Source organism: Streptomyces sp. NPDC001634, assembly GCF_040298185.1.
In the GTDB taxonomy this organism is placed as follows: domain Bacteria; phylum Actinomycetota; class Actinomycetes; order Streptomycetales; family Streptomycetaceae; genus Streptomyces.
In genome coordinates this window covers 1-11,672 of record NZ_JBEOZU010000156.1, presented here as the reverse complement: position 1 = coordinate 11,672, position 11,672 = coordinate 1, and the positions used below count along the sequence as shown (strand labels likewise).

Genomic DNA, 11,672 nt, shown 5'->3' with positions numbered 1-11,672 from the left:
GTCGGCCGGCCGGGGGTCCGTCCGCCCGGTGTCGGCCGGCCGGGGGTTCGTCCGCCCGGCGTCCGCCCGCCGGGAGTTCGCCCGCCCGGTGTCCGGTGCCTTGGCGCTTTCCGGCGTTGCGGTTCCGGCCTCGGCGTCGGCGAGCCGGACGGGCACGCCGTCCCCGGTCTCCGGGTCGCACAGCACCGGAAGCACCTGCGGTACCGCCTCCAGGGTGACCCGCGCCCCGGTCTGCGGCAGCAGTTCGCCGTCGTGCTCGAAGCACAGGGCCGCCCCGTCGGTGCGCTCGATGACCACCTCGCGGCCGCGGGCGTAGACGACGTGCGGGGAGAGGACGTGCCGTCCCTCTCGCAACTCGGCCTGGAGGTCGGCGGGCCGGTATGCGGCGTCCGCCACGCACACGTCGAGCAGCCCGTCGTCCAGGACGGAGTGCGGCATCATCCGGAACTGCCATGCCCGGTAGCGGCCGCCTCCCACGTTCGCGAAGACCGTCCGCCCTTCGTGGACCACCCGTCCGTCGACCACGACCCGCCCGGGGTAGGGCTCGAACTGCCCCATCACCCGCTCCAGTCCCGCCTGGAGCCGCTGGTGACCGGCCGTCCGGACACCCGCGGCGCCCTGCAGGACGAGCGCGCTCAGTCCGGCCCCCGCGCCGAGCAGGGCGAACCGGCCCAGCTCCGGGATGCGGGCCAGATCCAGCATCCGCGGCCGGAGTACGGGGCCGCCCAGCGCGGTGCGCAGCGCCTCCTGCCAGGGCCTCTCGTCCCAGTGCGCACGGTAGTTGGAGTTGCCTGTGCCGCCGGGGACCACGAACAGGGCGTGCGGCCGGGGCCGCCCGGCCGCAGCCCGCGTCAGCCCGGCGACGACCTCGGCCACCGTGCCGTCACCGCCCATGGCCACGACCACCAGTAACCCGTCGTCCCCGCCCGCCGCACGGCCGGCGCCGCCGCCCACCGCGTCGGCCGCGATCGTCGTGGCGTCGCCGCGTGCGGCGGTCCAGCGGGTCCGCGTCGCGATCCCGAGATCGGCGCAGAACTCGGTCACTTCTTCGACCAGCGCGTGGGAAGCCTGCCCCGCGGCCGGATTCGCGATGATCAGGCATCGTATGGCCGGGCGGGCATTCGAATGGTCCATCGGAAATCCTCCAGCAGAGCGGAATCAGGCATGTGAAGTCGATTATTGTTTATGTCTCCTGATATTCCGCTGACAGTCCGCTGACCCCCGGACTTCCCGTACTGACAGGTTACTGACGTAGTGCTTCAACTGGGCATGCTGTCCGTCGACGGCTCTTGCCAGTCACCGATCCGGTCTGTCATAAAAGTTGGGTACCGTAGATTGCACCGGAATCCAGGGCGGCGATGATGACCGAAACAATCGAAATTGAAGACGTCGTTCTCCGCTCTCTGCGGAAATACTCGGAGGCGAACAATCCGAGCGCGTTCCTGGCGGCGAATTCGGGTAACTCGTACTTCACGCTCCCGGGGCGGTCGGGCTTCATCGCCTACCGCACGACGAGCCGGTACGTCGTCCAGTTCGGCGGCCCCTTCGCACCGAAGGAGGCGTACCCCGAACTGCTGTCGGCCTTCACGAAGTTCGCCGGGGAACAGGGCCGGCCGGTGGTCGCCGTACAGCTCCAGGCCTACGACGCCGACCACTACGAGCAGCACGGCTTCACCGTGAACCAGGTCGGCGCGTCCTACGCCGTCGACCTCGCGAAGTACTCCCTGTCCGGCCACCGGTTCATGAAGCTGCGCAACAAGATCTCCCTCGCGGCGCGCAACGGCCTCACGGTCGTCGAAGGCGAACTGGCCGACTGGGAGAGCGACATGCGCGCCATCGACAAGGTGTGGCTGCCCACGAAGGGTGAGCACGCCCGGATGCTCGAATACCTCGTCGGCGAGTACGGCGGCCCCGCGCAGAGCCAACGGCGGCTCTTCCTCGGGCTGATCGACGGTGAACTGGCCGGCTACATCTCGTACTCCCCGGTCTACGGCGACAAGCCCGGCTGGATGCACGACCTGTGCCGGCGGCGCCCCGGCGGCTCGCCCGGAATCATGGAGTCCCTGAACAACCACGCGATGAAGACCTTCCAGGCCGAGGGCGTCCCGTGGCTGCACTTCGGGTTCACTCCCTTCACCAGCCTGCGCCCGGAGTTCGAACGCCCCGCCGCCAGCCCCGGGTTCAACTGGCTCATGCACTTCCTGTGGGAGCACGGCGAGAGCATCTACCCGGCCGCCACCCAGCTCGCATACAAGGAGAAGTGGGGACCGGACCTGGTGATCCCCGAGTACGTCGCCTTCCAGGGGCGCGCGAGCATCACGGGCTTCGCCCACATATTCCGCGCGGCGAACGCATTGTGACCACCGATCGCCCACGGAATCCCCGACGGCGTACACCCCTCGGGGCGGACACCGCGCAGGCAAACACTCGAAGCAACCCGAAAGCGAGGCCAGGATGGCTGAGGTAGACCTCATGGACGCGACCCCCGTCGAGGAGGCGATCGGCCGCGTCATCCAGCTCTTCATGGGCGTCGGCGCCGACCCGGACAACGAGGAGACCGGCGCGGCCGCCGACCAGGCGCTCCGCGACCTCGACGAGGTGATGATCGCGGCGGCGAGGGGGGCGGAGAGCGCCTGAGCGTCGGCTCGCGACCCGGGCGGCGAACGGCCGGCCGACGGACGCAGGGGCTACCTGTGCTTCCCGCTGCCCTTGTCGCCGCCTGCCTGGCCGCTTCCGGCCGTGTTGCGGGAATCGTTGCTGTGACTGCCGTTGCCGGAGGAGCCGGTGTTCCCCGCCGTGCCCTTATTGGTGTTTGCAGCGCCGTCGCTGGTTTTGTCCGCGTTGCTCGATTTGCTCGGCGTGGCTGTCGCCTGCGCCAGCTGCTCGGAGCAGTACGCGGCGACCTTGTCCTCCCCGCCCGCGGCCGCGACGAGCCGCTGCCAGGCAGTCGCCTCGAGCGCCTTGCCGTGGTCCTTGATCTGCTCGTACGCGCGGCAGTGGGCCTCGGTGTCCTTGGCGGTGGCCGGGCGGTCCGTCGGTCCGAGGCCGCCGGAGGACGCCGACGAGGTCCCGTCGCCCGGCCGGCCCGGGGCTGTCGCCGACGGGTGCGCGGTTCCCCGGTCGGCACCGTCGTGGGACGAGCCGACCGAACCGATGGCCGCGACCGCGACACCGCCCAGGGCGAGACTGGCGAACACCACGCCGAACGTCGTCTTCAGCGGGCGTCCGACACGCCGTTCCGTAGCGGGCCGCCAGTCGTCCCGGCGCCGGGTACGAGCACGGTGCGTGCCCGCGTCGCGGGCGGCCCGGAAGGCGGCCACGGCCCGCTGCTCCGCCTCAGGGTCGAGATCGCCTCCGCGCATGACGGCGGCCAGCGCCGTCTCCAGCGCGGCGTCGTGACGCTCGTCCCACGGGCCGGACATGGCGCCGCCAGGGTGCACACGTCGACGGCCCGGAACTCCGTCGCCGCTCAGCCGTTCACCCATGTCCGCTTCCGTTCCTGTCCGCCATCTTGGATTCGCTCGGCGTGCCGGACCATGGTGTCCGTCCGCCTGCCCACTGCCGCTGTCGTCGTTCACTTCGATTCCCCCAGCGTCCGGGAATCCTCATCCGTCACACCTCCGTCCGCCGCGTCGTCGATGCCCAGCCGACGGGCGAGGCGTTTCAGGCCCCGGTGCGCGGCGGTGCGCACCGCGCCGGGGCGCTTGCCGAGGACGCGCGCGGCCGCGGGCCCGTCCAGTCCGACGACGACGCGCAGCAGCACGGCCTCGGCCTGGTCCTGCGGCAGCTCGCGGACCAGTTCCAGGGCGCGCGCGGTGGAGAGGGACTCCAGGGCCTGGTCATGGGTGCTGTGCGGGCCGGGCAGGTCCAGTACGTCCTGTTCGAGCGCCCCCGACCGGGGCCGCACGCGCTGGCGGCGCAGATGGTCCAGTGCCCGGTGCCGGGCGATGGCCGCCGTCCAGCCACGGAAACCGGCCCCGTCCCCCTTGAACCGGCCGAGGTCCCGGGCGATCTCCAGCCAGGCGTCGGACGCCACATCCTCTGCGTCGTCCCCGACAAATCCGCGCAGATAGCCGAGCAGGCCTGGTTGCACGATCCGGTAGGCGACCGCGAAAGCGGTCTCGTCCCCGTCCTGGGCCCGCGCGACGGCTGCGCCCAATTCCCCGTCGTACGCCTGTACGCGCCGGGGTTGTCGTGCCTGGCCCAAGACTGTCCTCGTTCGTACCGGGTTCATGGCGAGTCCGTGCCGTCCGATGCGTTTCGGTCGTATCGACGGCCCCATGGAGACCAGCGTCCGTCGTCACAGAAATGTCACAACGCATCAAGCGCCCTTCACGTCGCCGACGGCACTCCTGGCGCACAGCCGCTGGTGCGGCAGCTCCAAGAGCCGTGCCCCGAGTCGGACATGGACCCGCGCCCGGGACCCGGATGGCGTGACAGTTCGACGGCGCCCCGCGGATCCGGTACGCGGACGGCGGTGTGCGACCGGCACGGTCGCGGCCGGGTGACGTTTCCCGTCGGTCGTGCGCTTTGTGAGTGCCGAGTTCGCGCCGAACCGGCCACCGATCACCGCCCGGCCGTATGCCGGGACCGCAACCCGCCCCCAGACCTCTCCCCGTGCGGCTCTTGACTCCCCCCGGAAGCGGCACGTGGAGAGACGAGGTGGCCGGGCCCCGCCCACCTCCCGGGGGCCCGGCCACCCCACACGCGCATCGGACCGACGGCGGGCGGTCAGGCGCGGATCACGGACCTCACCGGGGCCGCCGACCCCAGGGTTCGGGTGCGCCCGCCGTCGCGTCGCGGCACAGCAGCCGCAGCGAGCCGTGTCCGGCGAAGCACCGGCGGGCCTCGGCGATGGGATCCCACAGCTGTCCGTCGGCGGTGCGGATGCAGTGGTCGTCACCCGCCGCCCACCACTCGGCGTCCGCCTGGCGGACGATCACCTCACCCGCGTACGCCCCGAACCCGCGCAGCACGCTCTCCACAGCGGCGTAGGGCGTCTCCTCCCGCCGCAGGTCGTCGATCATCCGGTCGACGCGCCACAGGCTCTGTGCCGAGTAGTCGAGGCGCAGCCGCGCCCCCTCCCGCATCGTCGCCACCGTGTCCGCCGCCCACCGCGCGGGCTTGGCCGCGGCATGGGGTCTCGTCTCCTGCTGTGTCGTCACATACGGAGTAGCGAGGTCAGCGGCCGATTCGTCACTCGGTGACCGGGATTCCGTCCGGGGCGGCCGTCGGGCGGAGTGATGCTTCGGTGCCCCAGTGCGCTCCTTCTGTGATGAACACGTACTTCCATTTGCGAGCGGTGCCGCCCCCGGCACTGCGCAACAGCGTGAACTGGCTTGAACGATTGTTCGAGGATGACTGGGAGGCCGTCCGGCGCCGGGTCGGCGGGCACCGCGAGGAGGTGCTGGACAAGAGATATCTGGATCAGGAGCTCCTCTACGCCGGCGCTCCCCCGCATCGCACGGAGGCCGAGCCCAAGTCCCAGGTGGTGCTCGGCGGCCGGCCGGTGTTCCACCCCGACCGGCACAGGCCGCCGTTCCTGGTGCTGACGGCGGCCCAGGCGCACCGGGTGGCCAGGTTCCTGACGATGGCCGACTTCGACGCGCTGTGGATCTTCGCCCGCGACGAACTGCTGCCGCGCTACGGCGGCGTGACCGCGGAGCCCGAGACACGAGGCGCCTTCGCGGCGGCGCACCGGGAGCTGACGGCGTTCTATGCGCAGACGGCCGAATACGGGGAGGCGGTGGTGAAGCGGCTGCCTGCTTGAGACAGATGGACCGATTGCTCACCTCCCGTCCGGATGGCACCTTTCGGTGGAGTAGTTCCGCGCTGCGAGGCCGAGGTGTAACACTTCCGGCCGAGTTGGCTCTTTCTATGCGGACGACCGCATCGGTCGGCCAGGGACAGGGGGCACGACTCGTGCAGTGGACGGACGAAAGCGGCAGAGCGTACGGCGAGGATCCGTACGGCGGCGCCGGGTACGCGTATGCCTACGGCTACGGGTACAGCGGCAGCGCCACTCCCGACACGGCCGCGCATGCCTGGGACCCGGTGCGACGCGCGCAGTGGACGCACTCGACGGGTAACGCCCATCCGGCGACGATGGACCCCTACGCCGCCGGGATGCATCTCTACGCCGCCGGGCCGGGCCCCGTCACGGCGACGTGGGACGCTCCTCCTGGCGACGTCCTCACCGTGCCGCCCCCAGAACTCGACAGACCCGGGCCTCCCGCACCAGAACCGGACAACACGCCGAAGAGCGAGTCGGTGCAGCCCGTCTTCGTCGATTCCTCGGGGCGGCGCCAGCGCCGCGTGCTGCGCGCCGCCCGGCTGCTGGTGATCCCCGCCGGCGGCTACGTCGCCCTGCTGATCAGCACCCTGCTGGGCGGCCCCAGCCTCAGTGCTCCGTTCGTCCCGCAGCCGGACTCCAAGCACCCGACCACGCCCCACGCGTCCGCCCCCGACTCCTCTTCCGGCGCCGGCCACTCGGCAGGGAGCGGGAGTTCCACCGCGGCGCAGAAGAGCTCCCGCCCCACAGCGGCGCAGACCTCCAGCCCTACCGGCCGGCCGACGACCTCGACCTCTTCCGCGGCCACCTCCACGCCCAGTGCGCTGCCCACCGGCATCACGTCCCCGACCCCGACCGCCCACCCCACCTCCAAGGGCCGCGCGATCGGCTCGTCCCACAAGCCCGTGAAGTGATCCAAGGCCCTCTGACGTGACCGAACGCCGACGCCACCATCCCTCTCCTCGTCGCCACAGCCGCACCCGCCAGATCACACCCCGCACCCATTGGCTGCTGCTGAGCGTGCTCGCTGTGACCCTGTCGGCGGCCCTGCTTCTGCAGGGTTACACCCACCACATGTTCGGTATCAGTTCGGACGACGTGACCGGCGCCCGTGGCCGGAACGACATGGTGCCCAGCCAGGTGGTCCATGGCGGCCCCGTGATCGCGAACGCCGCAACCTCTGCGCACACCGCCCGGGTGAAGGCCCGCACCATCGCGCTGACCTTCGACGACGGCCCGGACCCCGTATGGACGCCGCGGATTCTGGACGTGCTGCGCCGCAACCATGTGCACGCGACCTTCTTCGTCGTCGGGACCCAGGTCGTCGCCCACCCGGAACTGGTCCGCCGGATCGTCGCCGACGGCAACCAGATCGGCATCCACACCTTCACTCATCCCGACCTGGCCCGCCTCGCCCCCTGGCAGCGTTCCCTGGAGCTGCGCGAGACGCAGCTGGCGGTGGCCGGCGCCGCGGGGGTCACCACCGCACTGCTGAGGCCGCCGTACTCCTCGGAGAACGACGCACTGGACAACGCCGACTGGTCCGTCCTCGAGCAGGCCGACGCGGCAGGCTATGTCACGGTGCTCTCCACCCGGGACGCCGAGGACTGGCAGCGCCCCGGAGTCGACCGCATCCTCGCAAATACGACACCGCACGGCCACGCAGGGCAGATCGTGCTGATGCACGACGCCGGCGGTGACCGGTCCCAGACCGTCGCCGCACTGAGCGCCCTGGTTCCGCGTCTGAAGGCGCAGGGCTTCAAGTTCGCGACGGTTTCCGACGCGGTCGGCATGGCCGCCCCCGTTCAGCCCGCCGGGTTCGGCGAGCATCTGCAGGGGCTGGCCCTCGTCAAGGTGCTTCAGGGCGGCGACTGGGCTGTGTGGCTGCTGGGCGTGCTGATGTACGCGGCCGGAGTGATCAGTGTGCTGCGCGCGGTGGTCGTGGTGATCGCCGCCCGGCGGCACCGGCGTTTGCGGAACAGCCGCCGGGGCCGGTCCTGGGGGCCGCCGGTGACCGCGCCGGTCAGCGTCATCGTCCCCGCGTACAACGAGAGCGCCGGGATCGAGGCAGCCGTGCGCTCACTGCTCGCCTCGGACCATCCGGTCGAGATCATCGTGGTGGACGACGGTTCGACCGACGGCACCGCCGACCTGGTGGAATCGCTCCGCCTGCCCGTGCGGGTGATCCGGCAGCAGAACGCGGGCAAGCCCGCCGCACTGAACACCGGACTCGCCGCCGCCACCTGCGACCTGGTGGTCATGGTCGACGGCGACACGGTCTTCGAACCCGACACCGTCCGCACGATCGTGCAGCCCTTCGCCGATCCCCGGGTGGGCGCCGTCTCGGGCAACGCCAAGGTCGTCAACCGCGGTGGCATGCTGGGCCGCTGGCAGCACATCGAGTACGTGGTCGGGTTCAACCTCGACCGCCGCCTGTTCGACCTCGCCGAATGCATGCCGACCGTACCCGGAGCGGTCGGCGCGTTCCGTCGCCGGGCGCTGCTGGACCTCGGCGGAGTCAGCGACGTCACCCTCGCCGAGGACACCGACCTCACCATGGCACTGTGCCGCGACGGCTGGCGCGTGGTGTACGAGGAGGGCGCGAAGGCCTGGACCGAGGCGCCCGCGTCACTGAACGCCCTGTGGCGGCAGCGGTACCGCTGGTGCTACGGCACCCTGCAGGCGATGTGGAAGCACCGCGGCGCGCTGGTGCAGCGCGGCGCGGCCGGAAAACTGGGCCGTCGAGGCCTCGTCTATCTGCTGCTCTTCCAGGTACTGCTGCCCCTGCTCGCACCCGTCGTGGACATCTTCGCCCTGTACGGGCTGCTCTTCCTCGACCCTGTGCGGATCATCGGGCTGTGGCTCGCCTTCCTGCTGCTGCAACTCATGATGGGCCTGTACGCGTTCCGCCTGGACGGAGAACGCGCGGGCCCCCTGTGGAGCCTGCCGCTGCAGCAGTTCGTCTACCGGCAGCTGATGTACCTGGTGGTGATCCAGTCCGTCTTCACCGCCGTGTCGGGCTCACGGCTGCGATGGCAGCGCATGGAGCGGTACGGCAGCCTGCAGGCCCCGGTGGGCGCCGGTGCGCCCAACAGCGACCCGTTCGCGCAGGAGCCCGGCTTTCCGCAGCCGGCACCGTACGACGCCCCCCAGCAGCCGGCACCGTACTACGACTCCTCTCAGCAGCCGGCCCCGTACGGCGGCTTTCCGAATCCGGCCCCGTACGACGGCTTTCCGCAGCCCCCACCCCACGACGGTTTCCGGCAGCCCGCACCGTACGAAACAACGCAGTGGTACTGAAAGGACAGTGATCCGAGCCCATGAGCGGACACCGACGCCGACCGCCGCAGCGCACCATCGTCGGCGACCGTGCCGCGGGTGACCGCGCCGCAGGCCGCCGGACCTCACGGCACCAGGCCCCCGGACAGGGCACGTCGCGCCGCGCCCGGAGAGCGGCGCCGCAGAAGAAACGTTGGATCGACTACCCGCGCCAGAACAGGACGGGTCCGCGCCGCTGGCTGCCGTCGGTGCGTCAGGTGCTGGCGTTCTTCCTGATCTTCTTCGGCGCCACGGCAGCGGCCATCGGTTATGCCTACGCCACGGTCACCATCCCCGACCCCAACCCCACGACGCTGCTGCAGAACAACGTCTACTACTGGTCCGACGGCACCGTGCTGGCGACCGACGGCAGCGTCAACCGCCAGAACGTGACCCTCGCGCAGGTGCCCGCGGACGTGCAGTGGGACTTCATCGCCGCGGAGAACTCGTCCTTCTACACCGACCCGGGAATCGACCCGCAGGGCATCGCCCGCGCCGTCCTCCACATGGCCGAGGGCGACTCCGTCCAGTCCGGATCGACGATCACCCAGCAGTTCGTCAAGAACACCTACCTCGACCAGTCGCAGACGATCTCGCGCAAGTTCAAGGAACTGCTGATCTCATCCAAGATCGGCGCCGTCATGACCAAGCAGCAGATCCTCCAGGGATATCTGAACACCTGCTTCTTCGGCCGCCAGGCCAACGGCATCCAGGCCGCCGCCCGCATGTACTACAACCTCCCGGTGGAGAAGCTCAACGTGAGCCAGGGAGCCTTTCTCGCGGCGGCGGTCAACGAGCCGAGCCTCTTCCAGTACGCGGACTCCGACCCCACGGCCAAGGCGCAGGCGCAGGCACGCTGGTCCTGGGTGCTCGACCGGATGGTGAAGACCGGCAAACTCACTGAGCAACAGCGCGCCCGATACGCAGCCGAGGGCTTCCCGGTGCCCAGGAAATGGACCGCCGGTTCGGGGTTCACGGGTCAGACCGGCTACCTGGTCCAACTGGCCAGGTCGTACCTCCAGTCGCACAACCCCACCATCACCGACGGCAGCCTGAGCCGGGGTGGCTACCAGATCCACACCACCTTCGACAGGAAGAAAACGGCGCAACTGGCCCGGGCCGTCGCAACGGTACGCAAGCAACGCCTCGACCCCGCCCACCGGCCGGTCGACCGGGACGTCCAGGCCGGAGCCGCCTCGGTGGATCCCAAGACAGGCAAGATCCTGGCCGTTTACGGCGGTCCGGGCTTCGACCAGGCTCACTTCTCGGACAACGCCGACACCTCCGGTGTCCCCGTGGGGTCGACCTTCAAACCGATCGTCCTCGCCGCCGCGCTCCAGTACGGAGCCGTCATGCAACCCGGCAAGCCCGCACAGCCGATCACCCCGTCCAGCAAGTTCAACGGCGACGACGGCATCCAGATCAAGGACCAGCAGGGCAACTACGTCACCGACACCAAGGACCCCACCGGGCTCCTCCACCAGCACAACGACACCGACTACCGCTGGGGCTACATCGATCTGCGCAAGGCGATGGAGCAGTCGGTCAACACGCCGTACGTGCAACTGGGAGAGGACGTCGGCTACGAGAACGTGGCGAACACGGCGAAAGGCCTCGGCCTGCGCTCCGGAAGCCTGGCCGCCCCCAGCGCCGGCTTCTACATAGGCACCTCGACACCGAGCGCGATCCGCATGGCAGGCGTCTACGCGACCTTCGCCGCCGACGGCATGCGGACCACCCCGTACTCGGTGACCAAGGTGACCCACAACGGCTCGGTACTGACCGGCTTCACCGCCCCCACCCCCATACGGGCCCTGCCGACGGCAGTCGCCGACAACGTGACCGACGTGCTCCGGGGCGTCATCACCCGGGGCACCGGCACCAAGGCCCAAGCCCTCGGCAGGACGGCCGCAGGCAAGACGGGAACCACCGACGACTACCGATCGGCCTGGTTCATCGGGTACACCCCCCAACTCGCCACCTCCGTGGTCCTCTTCAGAGAGGACCCGAAGCACCCCCAGTTGCAATCGCTGGTAGGCGTCGGCGGCCTGCAGAAGGTGTTCGGCGGCGACATCCCCACCGAGATCTGGACCCAGTACATGAGCGACGCCCTTGTCGGCGTCCCCGACACCCCCTTCCCGGCACCCGCCCCCCTCGGCCAGGGCGCCGACGAACCCGGCGCGTCCCCCTCTCCCTCCGCGACCCACGGCAAGCGGGACGACAAGACCGACCGAAAGAGGCCCACCGCCACCCCCACCCGGAGCACCCAGCCAACCGGCTCCAAGTGCCACCACCGCAGGACGTGTGGTCCGTGATGAGCGCGGCGACCTCGTGGGCTCATCGACCTGCTTGACCGCAGCTCGCACACCGTTCCTAAAGACTGAGTGGGAGTGAGTCCTGTTGCCAGGACCCATGCTCAGCCGCGTGCCCCGAACGGTGTTGGGCACGCTGGTCGGCCGCTTTCACTCCGCACCCGGCGCCATCGGATCGTGTCCGTGGTCCGGGGATGCGGGGGCGGCGTTCCTCACGCCTTCGGGTGCCGTGTCCGGCCTGGGCGGTCCGA

At 70.3% G+C, this 11,672-nt stretch carries 10 protein-coding genes and 1 pseudogene; 6 read left to right on the top strand and 5 right to left on the bottom strand.

Annotated elements, in window-relative coordinates:
* Nucleotides 1-1,134 (bottom strand): diacylglycerol/lipid kinase family protein (locus ABT186_RS45875; RefSeq protein ID WP_351930358.1); only part of this gene is annotated, 1,134 nt, incomplete at its 3' end.
* Nucleotides 1,135-1,358: 224 nt separating this feature from the next.
* Here ABT186_RS45875 and ABT186_RS45870 point away from each other — a divergent pair.
* Entirely contained in the window at nt 1,359-2,360 is a 1,002-nt protein-coding gene (locus ABT186_RS45870; RefSeq protein WP_351930356.1) for a bifunctional lysylphosphatidylglycerol flippase/synthetase MprF, read from the top strand.
* Nucleotides 2,361-2,472: 112 nt separating this feature from the next.
* Nucleotides 2,473-2,637, top strand: a complete 165-nt coding sequence (locus ABT186_RS45865) for a hypothetical protein (protein WP_351930354.1) — start codon at nt 2,473-2,475, stop codon at nt 2,635-2,637.
* A 50-nt stretch (nt 2,638-2,687) separates the two neighbouring features.
* Here the strand turns inward: ABT186_RS45865 and ABT186_RS45860 are convergent, their stop codons facing one another.
* From ABT186_RS45860 to ABT186_RS45850, 3 genes are all read right to left on the bottom strand, one after another.
* On the bottom strand, nt 2,688-3,485 hold the full coding sequence (locus tag ABT186_RS45860) for a hypothetical protein (protein ID WP_351235749.1): 798 nt from the start codon (nt 3,483-3,485) through the stop codon (nt 2,688-2,690).
* A gap of 89 nt (nt 3,486-3,574) precedes the next feature.
* The gene (locus tag ABT186_RS45855; RefSeq protein WP_351235747.1) at nt 3,575-4,207 is read right to left on the bottom strand and encodes an RNA polymerase sigma factor; all 633 of its coding nucleotides are present in this window, start codon (nt 4,205-4,207) and stop codon (nt 3,575-3,577) included.
* Between the two features lie 544 nt (nt 4,208-4,751).
* Nucleotides 4,752-5,165: a hypothetical protein gene (locus ABT186_RS45850; protein ID WP_351235746.1), complete on the bottom strand. Its 414-nt coding sequence runs from the start codon at nt 5,163-5,165 to the stop codon at nt 4,752-4,754.
* Nucleotides 5,166-5,275: 110 nt separating this feature from the next.
* On the opposite strand from ABT186_RS45850, the gene ABT186_RS45845 reads away from it, so the two are divergent.
* The 4 genes from ABT186_RS45845 (at nt 5,276) to ABT186_RS45830 (ending at nt 11,424) form a co-directional block, all read left to right on the top strand.
* Nucleotides 5,276-5,770 carry a DUF1877 family protein gene (locus ABT186_RS45845; protein ID WP_351930352.1) on the top strand — a complete coding sequence of 165 codons (495 nt, stop codon included), beginning with the start codon at nt 5,276-5,278 and terminating at the stop codon, nt 5,768-5,770.
* Between the two features lie 107 nt (nt 5,771-5,877).
* Nucleotides 5,878-6,705, top strand: a complete 828-nt coding sequence (locus ABT186_RS45840) for a hypothetical protein (RefSeq protein WP_351235742.1) — start codon at nt 5,878-5,880, stop codon at nt 6,703-6,705.
* Nucleotides 6,706-6,721: 16 nt separating this feature from the next.
* Nucleotides 6,722-9,091 (top strand): bifunctional polysaccharide deacetylase/glycosyltransferase family 2 protein, encoded by a 2,370-nt coding sequence (locus tag ABT186_RS45835; RefSeq protein WP_351930350.1) that lies wholly within the window; start codon nt 6,722-6,724, stop codon nt 9,089-9,091.
* A gap of 20 nt (nt 9,092-9,111) precedes the next feature.
* A complete protein-coding gene (locus tag ABT186_RS45830; protein WP_351235738.1) occupies nt 9,112-11,424 on the top strand; it encodes a transglycosylase domain-containing protein in 2,313 nt (770 codons plus the stop codon).
* Between the two features lie 58 nt (nt 11,425-11,482).
* Here ABT186_RS45830 and ABT186_RS45825 read toward each other — a convergent pair.
* Nucleotides 11,483-11,672, bottom strand: a pseudogene (locus tag ABT186_RS45825) (hypothetical protein); the annotation flags it as partial.

Bases quoted from the DNA above. Each gene is read 5' to 3' on its own strand.
- ABT186_RS45870 (WP_351930356.1), top strand. From the start codon at position 1,359: ATGATGACCGAAACAATCGAAATTGAAGACGTCGTTCTCCGCTCTCTG.
- ABT186_RS45840 (WP_351235742.1), top strand. From the start codon at position 5,878: ATGCGGACGACCGCATCGGTCGGCCAGGGACAGGGGGCACGACTCGTG.
- ABT186_RS45865 (WP_351930354.1), top strand. From the start codon at position 2,473: ATGGACGCGACCCCCGTCGAGGAGGCGATCGGCCGCGTCATCCAGCTC.
- ABT186_RS45830 (WP_351235738.1), top strand. From the start codon at position 9,112: ATGAGCGGACACCGACGCCGACCGCCGCAGCGCACCATCGTCGGCGAC.
- ABT186_RS45860 (WP_351235749.1), bottom strand. From the start codon at position 3,485: ATGGGTGAACGGCTGAGCGGCGACGGAGTTCCGGGCCGTCGACGTGTG.
- ABT186_RS45845 (WP_351930352.1), top strand. From the start codon at position 5,276: ATGAACACGTACTTCCATTTGCGAGCGGTGCCGCCCCCGGCACTGCGC.